15 protein-coding genes and 1 pseudogene are annotated in these 18,130 nt (G+C 71.4%); 8 read left to right on the plus strand and 8 right to left on the minus strand.

Annotated features, from left to right (window positions below):
• Window positions 1-228 (minus strand): annotated as a pseudogene (locus tag ACIBO1_RS19205) (hypothetical protein); the annotation flags it as partial.
• 624 nt (window positions 229-852) lie between these two features.
• Here ACIBO1_RS19205 and ACIBO1_RS19210 point away from each other — a divergent pair.
• From ACIBO1_RS19210 to mshC, 4 genes are all read left to right on the plus strand, one after another.
• Complete coding sequence (locus tag ACIBO1_RS19210; protein ID WP_396748253.1) at window positions 853-1,566, plus strand: MSMEG_4193 family putative phosphomutase; 714 nt, start codon at window positions 853-855, stop codon at window positions 1,564-1,566.
• Between the two features lie 52 nt (window positions 1,567-1,618).
• Window positions 1,619-2,194 (plus strand): DUF3090 domain-containing protein, encoded by a 576-nt coding sequence (locus tag ACIBO1_RS19215; RefSeq protein WP_396748255.1) that lies wholly within the window; start codon window positions 1,619-1,621, stop codon window positions 2,192-2,194.
• On the plus strand, window positions 2,191-3,009 hold the full coding sequence (locus tag ACIBO1_RS19220) for an SCO1664 family protein (RefSeq protein ID WP_396748257.1): 819 nt from the start codon (window positions 2,191-2,193) through the stop codon (window positions 3,007-3,009). Before ACIBO1_RS19215 ends, ACIBO1_RS19220 begins: the two co-directional genes overlap by 4 nt.
• A 66-nt stretch (window positions 3,010-3,075) precedes the next feature.
• A complete protein-coding gene (gene mshC / locus ACIBO1_RS19225) occupies window positions 3,076-4,308 on the plus strand; it encodes a cysteine--1-D-myo-inosityl 2-amino-2-deoxy-alpha-D-glucopyranoside ligase (protein WP_396748259.1) in 1,233 nt (410 codons plus the stop codon).
• Between the two features lie 379 nt (window positions 4,309-4,687).
• Here the strand turns inward: mshC and ACIBO1_RS19230 are convergent, their stop codons facing one another.
• Both ACIBO1_RS19230 and ACIBO1_RS19235 read right to left on the minus strand, forming a co-directional pair.
• Window positions 4,688-5,479 (minus strand): GntR family transcriptional regulator, encoded by a 792-nt coding sequence (locus ACIBO1_RS19230; protein WP_396748261.1) that lies wholly within the window; start codon window positions 5,477-5,479, stop codon window positions 4,688-4,690.
• 138 nt (window positions 5,480-5,617) lie between these two features.
• Window positions 5,618-6,487 carry a PAC2 family protein gene (locus ACIBO1_RS19235; protein ID WP_117229830.1) on the minus strand — a complete coding sequence of 290 codons (870 nt, stop codon included), beginning with the start codon at window positions 6,485-6,487 and terminating at the stop codon, window positions 5,618-5,620.
• 282 nt (window positions 6,488-6,769) lie between these two features.
• Here ACIBO1_RS19235 and metH point away from each other — a divergent pair, with 282 nt between their 5' ends.
• Entirely contained in the window at window positions 6,770-10,285 is a 3,516-nt protein-coding gene (gene metH, locus ACIBO1_RS19240) for a methionine synthase (RefSeq protein ID WP_396748263.1), read from the plus strand.
• A 57-nt stretch (window positions 10,286-10,342) separates the two neighbouring features.
• Here metH and ACIBO1_RS19245 read toward each other — a convergent pair whose 3' ends face one another.
• Window positions 10,343-10,558, minus strand: coding sequence for a helix-turn-helix transcriptional regulator (locus tag ACIBO1_RS19245; RefSeq protein ID WP_396748265.1), 216 nt, complete (start codon window positions 10,556-10,558; stop codon window positions 10,343-10,345).
• A gap of 47 nt (window positions 10,559-10,605) precedes the next feature.
• Between ACIBO1_RS19245 and ACIBO1_RS19250 the strand changes: the two genes are divergently transcribed.
• Window positions 10,606-10,896: a hypothetical protein gene (locus ACIBO1_RS19250; protein WP_396748267.1), complete on the plus strand. Its 291-nt coding sequence runs from the start codon at window positions 10,606-10,608 to the stop codon at window positions 10,894-10,896.
• Window positions 10,897-11,120: 224 nt separating this feature from the next.
• On the opposite strand, the gene ACIBO1_RS19255 is transcribed toward ACIBO1_RS19250, so the two are convergent.
• Both ACIBO1_RS19255 and ACIBO1_RS19260 read right to left on the minus strand, forming a co-directional pair.
• Window positions 11,121-11,246 carry a hypothetical protein gene (locus ACIBO1_RS19255; protein WP_396748269.1) on the minus strand — a complete coding sequence of 42 codons (126 nt, stop codon included), beginning with the start codon at window positions 11,244-11,246 and terminating at the stop codon, window positions 11,121-11,123.
• Window positions 11,243-11,977: an SDR family oxidoreductase gene (locus ACIBO1_RS19260; protein WP_396748271.1), complete on the minus strand. Its 735-nt coding sequence runs from the start codon at window positions 11,975-11,977 to the stop codon at window positions 11,243-11,245. Before ACIBO1_RS19260 ends, ACIBO1_RS19255 begins: the two co-directional genes overlap by 4 nt.
• 101 nt (window positions 11,978-12,078) lie before the next feature.
• Between ACIBO1_RS19260 and ACIBO1_RS19265 the strand changes: the two genes are divergently transcribed.
• Window positions 12,079-12,918 carry a LysR family transcriptional regulator gene (locus ACIBO1_RS19265; RefSeq protein ID WP_396748534.1) on the plus strand — a complete coding sequence of 280 codons (840 nt, stop codon included), beginning with the start codon at window positions 12,079-12,081 and terminating at the stop codon, window positions 12,916-12,918.
• A 46-nt stretch (window positions 12,919-12,964) separates the two neighbouring features.
• Here the strand turns inward: ACIBO1_RS19265 and ACIBO1_RS19270 are convergent, their stop codons facing one another.
• On the minus strand, window positions 12,965-15,187 hold the full coding sequence (locus tag ACIBO1_RS19270) for a discoidin domain-containing protein (RefSeq protein ID WP_396748273.1): 2,223 nt from the start codon (window positions 15,185-15,187) through the stop codon (window positions 12,965-12,967).
• Between the two features lie 212 nt (window positions 15,188-15,399).
• Window positions 15,400-16,599 carry an ROK family transcriptional regulator gene (locus ACIBO1_RS19275; protein WP_396748275.1) on the minus strand — a complete coding sequence of 400 codons (1,200 nt, stop codon included), beginning with the start codon at window positions 16,597-16,599 and terminating at the stop codon, window positions 15,400-15,402.
• Between the two features lie 215 nt (window positions 16,600-16,814).
• Between ACIBO1_RS19275 and ACIBO1_RS19280 the strand changes: the two genes are divergently transcribed.
• Window positions 16,815-18,110: an ABC transporter substrate-binding protein gene (locus ACIBO1_RS19280; protein WP_396748277.1), complete on the plus strand. Its 1,296-nt coding sequence runs from the start codon at window positions 16,815-16,817 to the stop codon at window positions 18,108-18,110.
• The last annotated feature ends 20 nt before the right edge of the window (window positions 18,111-18,130 follow it).

Genomic DNA, 18,130 nt, shown 5'->3' on the forward strand with positions numbered 1-18,130 from the left:
CTTGGCGTTGGCGATCTGCTCGTCGTTGACGTCGATGCGGGATTGGGTGCCCTGCACGCCGTGCGGGATGAGTGTGTTGGTGTCGGGGTTGTCGGCCTGGATGGCGGCGGTGATGGGGTTGGTCGCTGTGGTGTCGGTGGTGGTGTGGTTGAGGGGGCCGGCGGCGAGGCCGCCTGCGACGGTGAGTCCGGCGATGGCCAGGACGCCGTTGCGCAGCATGGTGTTCATGGGGGTAGCTCCATTCGGAGGTAGGGCGCCGCAGGGGGATGCGGTGCCGACGCCGTCTGGCGCTGGGCTGGTTCTCGGGGAGGGTGGCCCGGGTTGGCGGGGTGTGGTGGCCGCTCGCGGTGCCGGGTCCAGGTGTAACGACCGGTGGGGGCGGGTCATTCCCGGTGGGGGAGCCAGGGCTCGCGGGCGGGCGGGCCTGAGGGCATGCGGGCCTGAGGGCATGCGGGCGCGCTGGAGGCGGCCGGTCTTCGTTACAACGACACCCGGCCGCCGAGAATTCCACTGCCAAGCGGTGAATAGCGGACAAAGGCCCCAGATGCATCGCGTGATTCGGCTGAGGTCGAGCGACTGCGCCGACGGTGGGTAGATCTGTGGTCGCCAGAGCGACCACAGATCTACCCACCCTGGGCTCTCCTCGTGCCGCGGTGTTAGGAGGGGGCCCCTGCTATGCACCAGGCGTTAGCAGGGGACCCCTCCTTTCATCCCCCGCCCGAACGACGTCGCCGGGACGGTCGCTGTCGCGCGCGGAAACGAGCGACGTGCCGTTCGGTGCGACACGCGAGGTATGTCGGGGTCGGCGCTACCGACGGGACGGGCGGGGACGGGCGGCGGTGAGGGCCTAGGGTGGTGCGGGTGGCGACACTTCTGCTCCTGCGACACGGACGCACCACCGCCAACGCCGACGGCGGTCTGGCCGGTCGGCAACCGGTCGAACTGGACGACACCGGGCGTACCCAGGCTCGGGCCGTCGGCGAGCGACTGGCGAACCTGCCGCTGGCCGCCGTGGTGACCAGTCCGCTCATCCGCTGCCGGCAGACTCTCGAACTCGCCCTCCCGCAGGCCGCGCCGGTCGTCGAGGACGGGCTCATCGAGTGCGGGTACGGCACCTGGGAGGGCCAGCCGCTGAAGAAGTTGGCCAAGGAGCCCCTCTGGGCGGTGGTGCAGCAACACCCGAGCGCAGCCGTCTTTCCCGAGGGGGAGTCGATGGCGCAGATGGCGGCCCGTGCCGTCGCGGCGGTGCGCGCCTGGGACGCCCGGATCACCGCCGAGCACGGCCCGGAGGCGGTCTGGCTGGCCTGTGGCCACGGCGACGTGATCAAGGCGATCGTCGCCGACGCGCTCGGCGTACACCTGGATCTCTTCCAGCGGATCGTGGTCGACCCGGCGTCGGTGACCGCGATCCGCTACACGCCACTGCGTCCCTTCCTGGTACGCCTCAACGACGTCGGCGGCGACCTGACCGGGTTGGTGCCGCCGGTTGGCAAGCGACGTCGCCGGACCACCCGGCCGGCGGACTCGGACGCCGCCGTCGGTGGTGGTGCGGGCGGCGTGCGGTGACTCGGGTCGGTGGGGTGCGCGGCGTGTCGGGCCGCCGGATAGGGTCGTGGGTATGACGCACCAGGTGCACGCCTTCGAGCCGCCTGAGCGGTTCGTCGCCGGGACCGTCGGGCCGCCGGGGGAGCGCACGTTCTTCCTCCAGGCCCGCGGCGACGGCCGGGTGGTCAGCGTCGCGCTGGAGAAGGTCCAGGTCTCGTTGCTCGCCGAGAAGTTGGAGGAACTGCTCACCGAGGCGCAGCGTCGCTTCGGCGTCGACCTGCCCGAGGCGCCCGCCTCGCTGGGTGACAACGAGCCGCTGGAGACGCCGGTCGACGAGGAGTTCCGGGTCGGCACCCTGGGGTTGGCCTTCGACGCGGACACCGCGACCGTGGTCATCGAGGCGATCGCCGTCGGCGAGGCCGAGAGCGAACTGGAGCTGGGGGAGTCGGAGGAGGACGAGGCCGACGACGTCGAGCCGGACGAGGACCTCGACCGGCTCCGGGTCCGGCTGACGCCCGAGGCGACCCGCGAGTTCATCGAGCGGGCGCGGCGCGTGGTCAACGCCGGCCGTCCTCCGTGTCCGCTGTGCGGCCAGCCGCTCGACCCGGCCGGCCACCTCTGCCCCCGGAACAACGGCTACCACCGGTGACCTCGTCCGGCCTGGCACCCCGGCAGGACGGTGGCGCGGCGTTGCGGCTGCTGCGCGACGGTGATCTGAGCATCGAGGGCCGGCTGGTCGACGCCTCCAACACCACCCTGCGCGGCATCCTCACCCTGGACGGCGCGACCGCCCGCTGCGTCTACAAGCCGGTACGCGGTGAGCGCCCGCTCTGGGACTTCCCGGACGGGACCCTGGCCGGTCGGGAGGTGGCCGCCTACCTGGTCTCCGCCGCCAGTGGCTGGGACCTGGTGCCGCTCACGGTGCTGCGGGACGGCCCGTTCGGCCCGGGCTCCTGCCAACTGTGGATCGACGAGCCGGACGACGCCGAGCCGCTCGTCGGGTTTGTGCCGGCCGACGCCGTACCGCCCCGCTGGTTCCCGGTGGCGGCGGCCCGTGACGACGACGGCACCGCGTACGCGCTGGCCCACGCCGACGACCCGCGACTGGCGCGACTCGCGGTGCTCGACGCGGTGATCAACAACGCCGACCGCAAGGGCGGCCACGTCCTGGTCGGGCCGGACGACCGGCTGTACGGCGTCGACCACGGCGTCAGCTTCCACGTCGAGGACAAGCTGCGGACGGTGCTCTGGGGCTGGGCCGGTCGTCAGTTGCCGCCCGACGCCGTCGAGACGCTGGACCGGCTCGCCGTCCAGGTCGCCGGCCCGCTCGGCGACGACCTCGCCGACCACCTCACCATCGGTGAGATCACCGAACTGGCCGCTCGGATCGGTCGGCTCCGCGAGGAGTGCCGTTTCCCGCAGCCGTCCCACGACTGGCCGGCCGTGCCGTGGCCGCCGGTGTGACCATGTCGGCTTGATCACTGGAGAGCCCGGCGTGACGCCCACGGTCGGCTGGCTAGGCTGACGGTCATGGAGTCTTGGGTGGGGCACGAGGTGCCGCGGCTGCCGGGCAGGGGTGGGCCGCTGAGGTTGTACGACTCGGCGCGGCAGGGTGTGCACCCGACCGACGGACCGACCTCCATGTACGTCTGCGGCATCACCCCGTACGACGCCACCCACCTGGGGCACGCCGCCACCATGATCACCTTTGATCTGGTGCAGCGGATGTGGCGCGACGCGGGCCACGAGGTGCGGTACGTGCAGAACGTCACCGACATCGACGACCCGCTGCTGGAACGCGCCGAACGCGACGGCGAGGACTGGAAGGTCCTGGCGATGCGGGAGACGGCGCTGTTCCGGGAGGACATGGAGACGCTGCGGATCATCCCGCCGGCACACTACGTCGGCGCGGTCGAGTCGATCCCGGACATCGCCGAGAAGGTGCTGCTGCTGCTCAAGGACGGCGCCGCGTACCGCCTCGAGGACGGCACCGGCGACGTCTACTTCGACGTCTCCACCGCACCGCGCTTCGGCTACGAGTCCAACCTGTCCCGCGACGAGATGCTGGAGATCTTCCCCGAGCGCGGCGGCGACCCGGACCGGGCCGGCAAACGCGACCCGCTGGACCCGCTGCTGTGGCGCGGCGCCCGCGAGGGCGAACCCTCCTGGCCCGGCGGCGATCTCGGCCCCGGCCGTCCCGGCTGGCACATCGAGTGCACCGTCATCGCGCTGAACCTGCTCGGCGCCACCATCGGCGTCCAGGGCGGCGGCAACGATCTGGTCTATCCGCACCACGAGTGCTCCGCCGCGCACGCCGAGCGGCTGACCGGCACGCTGCCCTTCGCCGAGCACTACGTGCACGCCGGCATGATCGGCCTGGACGGCGAGAAGATGTCCAAGTCCCGCGGCAACCTGGTCTTCGTCTCCCGGCTGCGCGCCGACCGGGTCGACCCGATGGCCGTGCGGTTGGCCCTGCTCACCGGCCACTACCGCGCCGACCGCTCCTGGACCGACGATCTGCTGACCACCGCCCAGGACCGGCTGGCCCGCTGGCGTCGGGCCGCCGCCGCCCCCGCCGGGCCGTCCGGCGAGACCTTCCTCTCCGGCGTACGCGACCGCCTCACCGACGACCTCGACTCCCCGGGTGCGGTACGCCTGGCCGACGAGTGGGCCGACCGTACGCTCGCCGGTGCGGCCGACGATCCCACTGCCCCGGCCCTGTTCGCCACCACCCTGGACGCCCTCCTCGGCATCCGCCTCTGACCCCCCACCCCGCGCCACCCCTGCACCCGGCCTGCGCCCGCCCCGCCCGCGCTGTGCCTGCGCCGAGCGTCGATCAAGGAGTTGTGGCAGTCGTTTCGCTGGTTGATGGGCCGATATGACCCCGCCACAAGTCCATGATCGGTGACGCGTGGGCCCCGCCAGCGACGTGTGGGCCCCGCCAGTGACGTGTGGGCCCCGCCAGTGACGTGTGGGCCCCGCCAGTGACGTGTGGGCCCCGCCAGTGACGTGTGGGCCCCGCCAGTGACGCGTGGGCCCGTCACGAGTCCATGATCGACGGGCGTGTCCGGCCGGCGGCGTGTCCCCGCGGGGCGTATCCGGTCGACGGCGAGTGGCCCGACGCGCGGACTGGGGAGCTGGGTCAGCCGAGGACCAGGCCGGGGTCGGGGTCGGGGGCGCTGGTGGGGGCGGGGATCGGGTACTCCTCGGTCAGCGTGGTGACCGGGCCGGGCCAGGTGGCCTGGGCGACCTCGATCGGCTTGCGGTGCGCGTCGTACGCCACGTGCAGCAGGTGCAGCACCGGGGTGTCCGGCCGGATCTGGAGGGTCTCGGCCTCCTCACGGCTGGGCTGGCGCGCGGTGATCGTGTCGGTGGCGGTCGCGTAGCGGCGTCCGGTGGCCTCCTCGGCCTCCTGGTAGAGCGGGCGGCCGAACGCCTCGGCGCGCTCCAGTGTGGTGCCGGCGGTGTCGGCGGGCAGGAACCAGGAGGCGCCTACCTCGACCGGTGAGTCCTCGGTGCGGACCAGGTGGCGGCGGCAGAGCAGTTCGGTGCCGTCGGGTACGCCGAACGCGTCGGCGACCTCGGGCGGTGCGGGGGAGCGGCCGACGGCGACGAGTTGCTGGCGGTATCGGGCGGCCAGGTCGGTGTGGTAGCCCCGGAATCCGCCGTAGCGGCCTCGGGAGAGCCGGTTGAGTCGCCGTCGGGTGCCGCGGACGTACGTACCGGAGCCGGGCTTGGTGATCAGGATGCCTTCGACGCGGAGCTGGTCGACGGCGCGTTGCACGGTCTGCTTGGCCACGCCGAACATCTCGGCGATCGCCGGGATCGACGGCAGGCGCTCGCCCGGCCCCCAGTCGCCCCGGCGGATCTGCGTCTTGAGCTGCGCGGCGATCTGCCGGTGCGGGAACTCTGCGGCACCCGGGTTGATCTGCATTCCCGACCCCCTATCAGCTAGGTTCCTAGGATGCCCCACGCGGTGCGTGCCGCGCCACCCCGACACGAGGCGCCAGCGACAGAACGACGCCCCGGACACGTCAGCCGTGTCCGGGGCGTCGCGAAGAAGCGGAAAGGGCTACCAGGAACCGGCGGTCGGGCCGGCGGATCCGCCCCGGCGGCGCAGGTACTTCTCGAACTCCTGCGCGATCTCGTCCCCGGTCAACGGGGTGATGCCCGCGTCGCCGACGCGTTCCTCCAGCTCACGGACGTACTCGCCGAGTTCGGCGTCCTGCTCGGCGGCGCTGCGGACCCGCTGCTCCCACTCGGCGGCCTCCTCGGCCAGGTCGGCCATCGGCACCGGCAGGTCGAGGACCTCCTCGACCCGGTGCAGCAGGGCGAGCGTCGCCTTGGGACAGGGCGGGTTGTTGGCGTAGTGCGGCACGTGCACCCAGAACGAGACGGCGTCCACCTCGGCGCGGGTGCAGGCGTCGTGCAGCACGCCGACGATGCCGGTCGGTCCGTCGTACCGGGTGGGGGTGAGCTGGTAACGGCGGGCGGCGTCGGCGTCGGAGGCGCTGCCGCTGATCGGCAGCGGCCGGGTGTACGGCACGTCGGCCAGCAGCGCGCCGAGTAGGACCACCCGCTCGACCTCCAGGCTGTGGCAGATCTCCAGCACCTGCTCGCAGAAGGTGCGCCACCGCATGCTCGGCTCGATGCCCCGGATCAGCACCACGTCCCGTTCGGTGCCGGACGGGCTGGCCACGGTGAACCGGGTGGTCGGCCACTCCACCCGCCGGGTGGCGCCCTCGGCCATCGTGATGGTGGGCCGGCTGACCTGGAAGTCGTAGAAGTCCTCCGGGTCCAGCTCGGTGATCGGCCGTGCCTCCCACACCTGTTCCAGATGTTCCACGGCGGCGGTCGAGGCGTCGGCGGCGTCGTTCCACCCCTCGAAGGCGGCGATGGCCACCGGGGATCGCAGCACCGGCAACCCGTCGAACTCGGTCACGCCGTCACCTCACCCTGCTCGTCGCCGGCGGCCCCGGTCGGCCGCCCGCCGTGCGTGGTGGTGTCGCTGATGTCCCTCACATCAGTCAGCCTACGTGCCGCGCCCGTACCCGGCCCGTCGGCCGCGCCGGATCCCCGGCCCACCACCACGGCCGGTGGCGGCCGGAAGGGCCGGGTGTAGCGCACATAGTAGGCGAAAGCGGACGGGTGATCCCGGCGACACAATGTGGGAACGGCCCGCACGTGGGGATGAGAGGCCGCCACGTCGCACTAACCTGAGAGCGTGCGGACTTCGTTGCTCGACGCGCTGGCAGACCGGATCCTCGTCACCGACGGGGCGATGGGCACGATGCTGCAGGCCGCGGACCTGACCCTCGACGACTTCGACGGTCTGGAGGGGTGCAACGAGATCCTCAACGTCACCCGTCCGGACGTGGTGCGCGGGGTGCACGAGGCGTACCTGGCCGCGGGCGCGGACTGTGTGGAGACGAACACCTTCGGTGCCAACCTGCCGAACCTCGCGGAGTACGACATCCCCGAGCGGATCTGGGAGTTGTCCGAGGTGGGGGCGCGGCTGGCCCGGGAGGCCGCCGACGCGTACTCGACGCCGGAGCGGCCCCGCTGGGTGCTCGGCTCGATCGGCCCCGGGACCAAGCTGCCCACGCTCGGGCACGCCGCGTACGCCACGCTGCGCGACGCGTACCAGCAGAACGCCGGTGGTCTGATCGCCGGTGGCGCGGACGCGCTGATCATCGAGACCTGTCAGGACCTGCTCCAGGTCAAGGCCGCGGTGACCGGGTCGAAGCGGGCGATGGCCGAGGCGGGCGTCCAGGTGCCGATCATCTGCCACGTCGCGGTCGAGACCACCGGCACCATGCTGCTGGGCAGTGAGATCGGCGCGGCGCTGACCGCGATCGAGCCGCTCGGCGTGGACCTGATCGGGCTGAACTGCTCGACCGGCCCGGCCGAGATGGGCGAGCACCTGCGCTACCTGGCCCAGCACTCCCGCATCCCGGTGTCGGTGATGCCCAACGCCGGCCTGCCGGTGCTCACCGCCGACGGCGCGTACTTCCCGCTCGGCCCGCAGGACATGGCCGACGCCCTGGAGCGGTTCGTCGTCGAGTACGGCGTCGCGCTGGTCGGTGGCTGTTGCGGCACCACGCCGGAGCACATCCGGGTGCTCTCCGAGCGGATGCGCGACGTGCGGCCGGTGGCCCGCGAACCGCGGGCCGACGCCGGTGTCTCCTCGATCTACCACCACGTGCCGTTCGCCCAGGACGCCAGCGTGCTGATGGTGGGGGAGCGGACCAACGCCAACGGCTCCAAGGCGTTCCGGGACGCGATGCTCGCCGCCGACTGGCAGGCCTGTGTGGAGATCGCCCGGAGCCAGGCCCGGGACGGCTCGCACCTGCTGGACCTCTGCATCGACTACGTGGGCCGGGACGGCACCACCGACATGCGGGAGCTGGCCGGGCGTTTCGCCACCGCCTCCACCCTGCCGATCATGTTGGACTCGACCGAGCCGGCGGTGATCGAGGCCGGGCTGGAGATGCTCGGCGGCCGGTGCGTGGTCAACTCGGTGAACTTCGAGGACGGCGACGGCCCCGACTCCCGCTACGCGCGGGTCATGCCGGTGGTCGCCGAGCACGGCGCCGCCGTGGTCGCGCTGCTCATCGACGAGGAGGGCCAGGCCCGCACGGCGGAGTGGAAGGTACGCGTCGCCGGCCGGCTCATCGAGGACCTGACCAGCCGGTGGGGGCTGCGCCGCGCCGACATCCTGATCGACGCGCTGACCTTCCCGATCGCCACCGGTCAGGAGGAGACCCGCCGCGACGGTATCGAGACCATCGAGGCGATCCGGGAGATCGCCCGCCGCTGGCCGGGCGTGAACTTCACGCTGGGCATCTCGAACGTCTCGTTCGGCCTCAACCCGGCGGCCCGCCAGGTGCTCAACTCGGTCTTCCTGCACGAGTGCGTGCAGGCCGGGCTGACCTCGGCCATCGTGCACGCCAGCAAGATCCTGCCGATGGCCAAGATCCCCGACGAGCAGCGCGAGATCGCCCTGGACCTGGTCTACGACCGCCGCCGCGAGGGCTACGACCCGGTGCAGCGGTTCATCGAGGTCTTCGAGGGCGTCGACGCCGCCTCGGCGCGCGCCACCCGGGCCGAGGAGTTGGCCGCGCTGCCGCTCAACGAGCGGCTCAAGCGGCGGATCATCGACGGCGAGCGCAACGGCCTGGAGGCCGACCTGGACGCCGCGATGGCCGCTGGCACCGCGCCGCTGCTGATCATCAACGACATCCTGCTGGACGGCATGAAGGTCGTCGGTGAACTGTTCGGCTCCGGCCAGATGCAGTTGCCGTTCGTGCTGCAGTCCGCCGAAGTGATGAAGACTGCGGTGGCGTACCTGGAACCGCACATGGAGAAGGCCGACGACGGCGGCAAGGGCCGCATCGTGCTCGCCACCGTCAAGGGCGACGTGCACGACATCGGCAAGAACCTGGTCGACATCATCCTGTCCAACAACGGCTACGAGGTGGTGAACATCGGCATCAAGCAGCCGATCTCCGCCATCCTGGACGCCGCCGAGCAGCACCGCGCCGACGCCATCGGCATGTCCGGCCTGCTGGTCAAGAGCACGGTCATCATGAAGGAGAACCTGGTCGAGATGGCCACGCGCGGGGTTGCCGAGCGCTGGCCGGTCCTGCTCGGCGGCGCGGCACTGACCCGGGCGTACGTCGAGGACGACCTGCGGTCGATGTTCCCCGGCCAGGTGCACTATGCCCGTGACGCCTTCGAGGGACTCTCCCTGATGGACCGGGTGATGACCGCCAAGCGCGGCGGGGCCCCCGTGGTCGACGCCGACCGGGAGGCCGCCCTGGCGGCCCGGCGGGCCCGCCGCGAGCGGCAGCGCGCCGTGGTCGCCGAGTCGCTTCCGGAGCTGAGTGACACCTCGGTGCGCTCCGACGTGGCCGCCGACGTGCCGGTGCCGCGCGCACCGTTCTTCGGTACCCGGGTGGTCAAGGGCGTTCCGTTGGCCGACTACGCGGCACTGCTGGACGAGCGGGCCACCTTCATGGGCCAGTGGGGCCTGCGGGGCGCACGCGGCGGCAAGGGTCCGTCCTATGAGGAACTGGTGGAGACCGAGGGTCGGCCCCGGCTGCGCTACTGGCTGGACCGCCTGATCGCCGACAAGGTGTTGGAGGCGGCCGTGGTCTACGGCTACTTCCCGGCGTACTCCGAGGGCAACGACCTGGTGCTGCTGGACGAGAACGGCCACGCCGAGCGCGCCCGGTTCACCTTCCCCCGGCAGCGCCAGGAACGGCGCCTCTGCCTGGCCGACTTCTTCCGCCCGCGCGGCGACGACCTGGACGTGGTCGCCCTGCAACTGGTCACCGTCGGCCAGCCGGTCAGCGAGTACGCGGCCAAGCTCTTCGCCCGCAACGAGTACCGCGACTACCTGGAGGTGCACGGACTGTCCGTGCAGCTCACCGAGGCGCTGGCCGAGTACTGGCACAAGCGGGTCCGGGCCGAGCTGACGCTGCCCGACGGTCGTACCGTCGCCGACGACGACCCCACGGACCTCGCCGGACTGCTGCGCACCGACTACCGGGGCTGCCGGTATGCGTTCGGCTACCCGGCCTGCCCCGACCTCGAGGATCGGGCGAAGATCGTGGAGCTGCTCGGCGCGGAGCGGATCGGCGTGCAGTTGTCCGAGGAGTTCCAGCTCATGCCGGAGCAGGCCACCGACGCCATCGTGGTCCACCACCCGGAGGCCAGCTACTTCAATGCCAAGTGACGACCGCAGGTGCCGTGACCTGCACTTCCGGCACCTGCGGTAGGCGTTGAACCATGATCATTCGGCTCGCAGGTCGGAGTTGCCCAGGGCAAGGAGACCTCTATCAGCGGGTACGCCCGCGCCCAGGTCGATGCTGAGGTGCCGGCCGACGCGGGCGGCGGGTGGGCCGTACTTGCGTGTGCGCCACTGATAAAGCGTCTGCACGGGGAACCGCAGGTAGGCGGATACGTCGTCGATTCTCCAGAGTGGTTCCGGAGTGGTGGGCGGGGCCATCAGTTCTCCTTCCGTGAGACGGTGTACTCGTACGTATGGTCGGCTTCATGACCACGGACGAAGATCGGCATGGCCTGGCAGAACAGTTCGCAGCGCTGCCCGTTCGTGAACTCGTCACTGTCTTGCGGCAGGTTCTGCCGCGCTACACCGAGGGCGGGCACGGGTTGCGAACGACCTTGCTCTTGGCGACGGCGATGACCGACGAGGTCAGTGTGCGCGCACGGTCCGCGGAGAAGGTACACGCTCGAACCGGGATCGAGTGGTTATCGCCGCGCGACGAGACCACTCGATCCCGGATCGAGCGCGATCTTGCGGTGGATGCGACAGCACGGGCCTGAGCAGGCCGGATCTCATGCCTGCTTCTGCGGCGGACAAGGCGCGGCTGTCGTGCCGGCGTTGCCGTCGATTCGGCCCAGCGTCCTCAGCACTGGGACAATGATCTTCCCTTCTTCGCGCTGCTGTCGCACACGCTGGTCGACGGCGCGGGTCTCGTCCGCGTCGAGCGGTCGTCGGAGCGATGTTCGGCAGCGCCGCCTGGTTCGTCGAGGCGGACCTTCGGTGGTCAGGCCGTCTCGCCGAGGTGACCTTCGTCGGTGAGGTCGCGTTCGTCGGGGCGATGTTCGGTGGCACAGGAAAGGGCCGCCCCTTCGACGGCCGGACAGCCGTCGAAGGGGCGGCCGAGGGTCACCAGGGGATGGGGCCGTCGTCGTTGGAGAAGGTGCCGGTGGGTCCGCCGTCGGGCAGGGTGGCGAGCCGGATCGGGGTGGCGGCGGCCTCCTCGGCGGGGCGTCCGAGGCCGCCGGTGAAGTCGGTGGCGACCAGGCCGGGGCAGGCGGCGTTGATCAGGATTCCGGTGCCCGCGAGCTGTCGGGCGTAGTGCACGGTGATGGCGTTCAGGTACGACTTCGTCGGCGAGTAGGCGGCCATGATCGGGCCGACCTCGATGGTGGGGTCGGTCTGCCAGGTGAGGGAGCCGACGCTGCTGGAGACGTTGACGATGCGGGGTGCGGGGGAGCGGCGCAGCAGCGGCAGCATCGCGTTGGTCACCCGGATCACGCCGTAGACGTTGGTGTCCACGACGGCCCGTACGACGTCCAGGTCGAGCGTGGTGGGGTCCTGCGCCCAGCCCGGCCCGGTAGGTCCGGAGATGCCGGCGTTGTTGACCAGGACGTCCAGGCGTCCGCCCTGGTGGGAGATCAATTCTGCCGCCTCGGTGACGCTGCGGTCGCTGGTGACGTCCAGGGGCACGGTGAACGCGTCCACCCCGGCGGCGTGCAGCGTCTTCACGGCCGCTTCGCCCCGGGCCTCGTCGCGGGCGCCCACCGCGATGCGGTAGCCGCGTGCGCCCAGACCGGCCGCGATCTGGTAGCCGAGTCCCTTGTTCGCGCCGGTGATCAGCGCGGTCTTCGTGTCGCTCATGACGCCGATGGTGGCGCGGCGGGCGGCGGTCTCCTTACACCGTTTCGGTACGTGCTGATACCCCGCCGGTATCAGCGCAGTACCGTCGAGAGGTGGACACGCTGGAGATCCGCGAGCTGCGGTACTTCGTGGCCGTCGCGGAGGAGCTGCACTTCACTCGGGCGGCCGAGCGCCTCGGTATCGCCCAGCCGCCGCTGTCGCGGGCGATCCGGCAGCTCGAACGGCGTCTCGGGGTGACGCTGTTCGACCGTGACCGGCGCGGCGTCAGGCTCACCGGCGCGGGCCGGGTGCTGCTGGACGAGGCCCGCGCGATCCTGGACGCGACCTCGGCCGCCGCCCGCCGCACCCGCCGGGCGGCGAGCGCCCCGCACCGACTGACGCTGGCGACCAAGGCGGGTACGAATCACGAACTGTTGCGGAAGCTCCTGGAGGCGTACGCGGCGGAGCCCGGCGCGGCCGAGGTCGAGGTGTTGTTGTGCGGGATGGGGGACCAAGCGCGGATGCTGCGCGACGGTCGCGCCGACGTGGCGCTGATGCAGCGGCCCTTCGACGACCTGGCCGGTTTCGACACCGAGGACCTGCTGACCGAGCAGCAGGTGGCGATCCTGCCGGCCGGGCATCCGCTCGCCGCGCGTACCTCGCTGAGCATGGCGGAGATCAGTGGCCTGCCGGATCTGCCGGTGGCCCGGTGGCCGGGGCAGGACGGCAGCTACGAACCGGGCCCGGGGCCGGAGATCCACGACCAGTCGCAGTTGGCCCAGTTGATCGCCCTCGGGCACACCATGGCGGTCCTCTGCGCCTCGTCCCGGTCCTGGCTGTGGAGCGCGCACACCGCCGTACCGCTGACCGACGCCCCGTACGTCTCGACCGTGCTGGCCTGGCCCGCGCACAGTCGTTCCCGGACGGTGGCCGGGCTGGTCCGCACCGCGGCCGCGCTCTAGCCCGACGGTGGGTGCCGGGCGGGCGGCCCGGCACCCGGTGGTCGGCCTACGGGTAGGTGGTCAGGTAGGCGACCTGGTTGGCGCTGTTGACGGTGTTCCCGGTGTTGTTGATCATCCGGTTGATGGTGCCGACGCCGCCGAGCGACACGGTCACCATGTTCGTGAAGCGCACGTTGGGGTTGTTCGGGACCTCGAAGGATCGTTCGGCGACCACCGACGGGTCGACGTTGAAGTAGGCGTAGCTGCCCAGCCCCCACGCCTGATGGCTGGTCACCGAGTCGGCCACCTTGTACGCGGCGTAGCCCCGGGTCGACCCGTTCATCCAGGCGGCCTGATTGGGCGGGTCGTACGGCAGTTCGTTCTGGTAGAAGTACGTGCGCCCGCGGTTGCCGTTCCAGATGGTCTGGTACTTCTGGTAGTGCTCGACGAAGAGGCCGTACATGGTGACGTCGTCGCCGTTGACGACCAGCCCGGTGTCAGCGGTGTTGACGGTCCAGCCGACGCCGTCGCCGTGGTCGGCCCGCCACAGCCACATGTGGTCGCCGATCACGTCGTCGCTGTTGACGATCAGGCTGGTGGTGGCGCGGCCGACGCCCGGCCCGCCGATGCGGAAGAAGACGTCGTGCAGCGAGGTGGGGTTGGCGGCGTGGTCGGCCGACGACCCGGACGGGCCGACCTCCATCAGGACGGGGGAGGTGGTGGTGCCGGCCTCGAACATGATGCCGGCGACCTTGACGCCGTCCACGTCGGCGACGCGCATGCCGACGGTGCCGTTGTCGGTCTGGATGGTGGCCAGGCCGAGGCCGAGGATCACCGTGTCGGCCCGGTTCACCTGGATCGGTTGGGTGACCCGGTGCACGCCGGGGGTGAACAGCAGGTTCTTGCCCTGGGTGAGGGCGGCGTTGATGGTGGCCGCCGAGGTGCCGGGCCGGACGACGAAGAAGTCGGCCAGCGAGATCGACGACCCGGCGGGGGTCTTGTTGTACCAGGTGGTGCCGGCGGAGTTGGTGCGCAGGGCGGGCACGAAGACGCGGTACTCGCCGGTGCCGTCGACGTAGAGGAACGGCTTCTCCCGCACCACGGGGGTGGTGGGGACGACGGTGTGCGACGGGTTGGGGAAGTTCGGCGCGGGTGCGCCGGTCACGCCCTGGAAGACCATGTTCCACACCGAGCCGGTCCAGCCGTTGCCGAACTCGCTGTTGCGCGAGTACCACTGCTGTTGCGAGCCGGAGACGACCAGGCCGTCGATGCGGGTGTCGGCCATCAGGCCGCCGCTGGACCAGCCGTCGTGGCCGTTCCAGAGCTGGATCTGGTTCTGCGCGCCGCGCAGGTGCATCCGTCGGTACGGCGCGGCCTGCGACACCGCCCAGCGTTCCACCTGCACCCCGGCGGGCAGGGTCACCGACAGGTTCTCGGCGGCTCGCCAGAAGTTCTGGGTGGCGTTGCCGTTGAACCAGTGCGCCTCGACCCGTACGTGCCCGTTGAGGTTGACGTCGTCGGGTGACATGCCGAGTCCGGCGACCTGGGTGAAGAAGCCGAGGTTGACGTCGGCGGTGTAGGTGCCGGGCTTGAACAGCACCGCGTAGCGCTGCGGGCCGAACTGGTTGGTCTCCTGCTGGCTGAAGAGGGTGTTCAGTCGGCTCTGGATGGTGGCGGTGGGGGTGGATGGGTCGAAGACGAACGTGTTCGGGCCGAGGTTCGGGTTGCGCGGATCGGTCGGCTCGACCGGGGTGCCGGTGCCGCCGGTCTCGCCCCAGACCTGGAACTCCCACAGCGAGTAGCCGTATCCGGTGGCCCGCTGGGTGCCGTACATCCGCACGTAGCGGCCGGCGCCGCTGACGGCGACGGTCTGGGTGCCGCCGGTGGCGGTGCTGGTGCTGTGCACGGTGGTCCAGGTGGTGCCGTCGTCGGAGACCTGGATCTGGAAGGCACGGGCGTGCGCGGCCTCCCAGGCCAGGGTGACCTGGGTGAGGGTGGCCCGGACGCCGAGGTCGACGCGGAGCCACTGCGGGTCGCTGAACGCGCTGGACCAGCGGGTGCCGGAGTCGCCGTCGACGGCGGCCGAGGCGGGGTAGGCGCCACCCTCGGTGGAGGAGGCGGTGGCCGGGCGGCCCTGGGACAGCAGGGTGGGTGCGGCCTGGGCGGGTGCCGCGCCGACGGTCGGGACGAGGGCGGCGACCAGGCTCACCGCGAGCCCGGCGAGCAGGCGCCGGGTGGTGGCTCGTCGGCGGAGGTGCGGTGGCGGTACGTGGGGTGCGCGTGCGGTCATGACGTCGCCTGTCGGTCGTGGGGGAGCGGACGTCGGGCGCGACGGGGTGCGGGACGGGGCGCTGATGAGGCCGGTGAGGCTGTGCGATGGTGCCGCCGGGAGGGCACCGTGGACGCCGGAGCGTCTGCCGCAGAGTGTTGCCGGAGCCCCGCGGTGGCGTCAAGACATCGATCTATAACTTCGTTATTTATCCCGAAGGTTCGCTTTGTCGTTCAGCGGCGGACGCCGCCGGTGGCGAGCAGCCGGGCGATCGGCAGGGTGGCCGCGCCGAGCGCCACCGCGTCCACGCCGAGTTCGCCCAGCGCGATCGAGACCTGCGCGTACGGCAGGCGCAGCGCCTGGCGACCGGCGGCGGCCCGGACGGCGGGCAGCAGTTCGGCCAGCGCCATGACGGCCCAGCCACCCAGCACCACCCGCTCCGGGTTGAACAGGTTGATCAGATTGGCCACCCCGGCACCCAGGTAGTCGGCCGTCTCGTCGAGCACCCGGCGGGCGGTCGGCGACGTCTCGGCCGCCGTCACCAGCGCGGCGATCTGCGACTCCTCGTCGGCTCCGGGCACCGCCCGCCCGCGCCGGGCCTCGCGGTACCGGTCGATGATCGCCTCGGCCCCGACGTACGCCTCCAGGCAGCCCCGGGCGCCGCAGCGGCAGGGGCGGCCGCCGTAGACGAGGGTGGTGTGCCCCCACTCGCCGGCGCTGCTGGACGCGCCCCGATAGGTGACGCCGTTGGTCACCACGGACGCGCCGACACCGGAGCCCACCAGGGCGAACACCGCGTGCCGGGCGCCCCGGCCGGCGCCGAACCACATCTCGGCCTGGCCGAGGGTCTTCGCGCCGTTGTCGATGTGCAGCGGCAGGTCGGTGCCCTCGGCGATCAGGCGTTCCAGCGGTACGTGATCCCAGCCGAGGGTTTGCGCGTCCACCACGGCCCGGTCGCCCTGCTCGACCACTCCGGAGACGCCGATGCCGACGCCGAGGACCTCGTCGTGGCGTGCGTCGGCGTCGGCGAGCACCCGGTCGATGCCGGTCAGCACGTGCCCGGCCACCGTGGCCGGTTCGGTGCCGCCGTCCTCCAGCGGGTACTCGGCGCTGGCCAGCAGGATCATTGCCAGGTCGAACAGTTCGACCCGGACCCGGGTCTCGCCCACGTCCACCCCGACGACCACGGCGTACCGGGGCACGATCCGCAGCATCATGCTCGGCCGGCCGCCGTCGGACTCGGCGGCGCCGGCCTCCATCACCAGGCCCTCGTCGATCAGGTCGCCGACCACGTTGCTGACCGCCGGCTGGCTCAGGCCGGTGCTGCGCACCAGATCCTGCCGGGTCAGCGGGCCGTCCAGGAAGATCCGGGACAGCAGGGCCGACCGGTTGCGCACCCGGACGCTGCGGTTCGTCGCCCGCGCCAGCTCCACGTGTCACCTCGTTTTGATCGGCCCGCCCCGGGGCGACTGTACGGCCCGTGCTTGACGGCCCCCCGCCGAGCCATTTTAATGACGACATTAATTAAGCCGTGATGTAACTCGGCGGGGCCTTCTCCGCCTCCACACCACCGTCCGGTCCCGCCCACCCTGCCCCGTCTTCCCGGGCCCGACCGGCGTCCCCACCACCCCCGTCGAAAGGGCAGACCGTGTCGAGACGACACCTCGCGATACTCACCGCGACCGTGCTGGCCGCCGCGTCGCTCACCGCCTGCGGCTCCGGCGAGTCCTCCGGCGAAGCCGGCAAGACCCTCACCTACTGGGCCAGCAACCAGGGCGCCAGCCTGGAGGCCGACAAGGCGATCCTCCAGCCCGAGCTGGACAGGTTCACCCAGCAGACCGGCATCACGGTCAACGTCGAGGTGGTCCCCTGGTCGGATCTGCTCAACCGGCTGCTCGCCGCAGCCACCACCGGGCAGGGCCCGGACGTGGTCAACATCGGCAACACTTGGTCGGCCTCGTTGCAGGCCACCGGCGCGCTGGTCGAGTTCGACGACGCCACGCTCGACAAGATCGGCGGCAAGGACCGCTTCGTCCCCGCCGCGTTGGCCGCCGCCGGTGCCGCCGACAAGCCGCCGGCCGCCGTCCCGCTCTACAGCCTCGCCTACGCGTTGTACTACAACAAGAAGTCGTTCGCCGACGCCGGCATCACCGCCCCGCCGACCACCTGGGAGGAGGTGGCCGAGGTCGGCAGGAAGCTCACCGGCGACGGCAGGTGGGGCCTGGCCGTGGAGGGCGCCAACCCGTCGGAGAACGCGCACCACGCCTTCACCTTCGGTCAGCAGTACGGCGGTGACTGGTTCGACGCGGCCGGCAAGCCCAGCTTCGACACCCCGCAGAACGTCGCCGCCGTCAAGCGCTACGTCGACCTGATGGCCGTCGACAAGATCGTCAACCCGAGCAACGCCGAGTACGCGCAGAACCAGTCCGTCTCCGACTTCGCCAACGGCAAGGCCGCCATGCTGCTCTGGCAGGCCGCCGGAGCCAACCTGCGGTCACAGAACATGGCCCCGGACGCCTACGGGGTGGCCCCGGTGCCGTTCCTCGCCACGCCGCCGGCCGGCGGCAAGCAGGTCAACAGCATGGTCGCCGGCATCAAAATCGCCGTGTTCAAGCACACCGAGAACCTCGACGGCGCGCTGGAGTTCGTCAAGTTCATGACCAGCGACACCGAGCAGGTGACGCTGAACAAGACGTACGGCTCGCTGCCGGCCGTCAGCACCGTCGCCGCCGACCCGGCGTTCGCCGCCGACGAGCAGAAGGTCCTCGCCCAGACGCTGGCCACCAGCGCGGCCCCGCTGCCACAGGTGCCCGAGGAGAGCACCTTCGAGACCCTGGTCGGCACCGCCATCAAGGAACTCTTCGCCGACGCGGCCAGTGGCAGGCCGGTCACCGAGGACAGCGTCCGGGAGAAGTTGACCCGGGCCCAGCAGCAGATGCGCTGACCACGGACCGCTGGCCGTGG

It is taken from the genome of Micromonospora sp. NPDC049903 (assembly GCF_044460945.1).
GTDB lineage: Bacteria > Actinomycetota > Actinomycetes > Mycobacteriales > Micromonosporaceae > Micromonospora.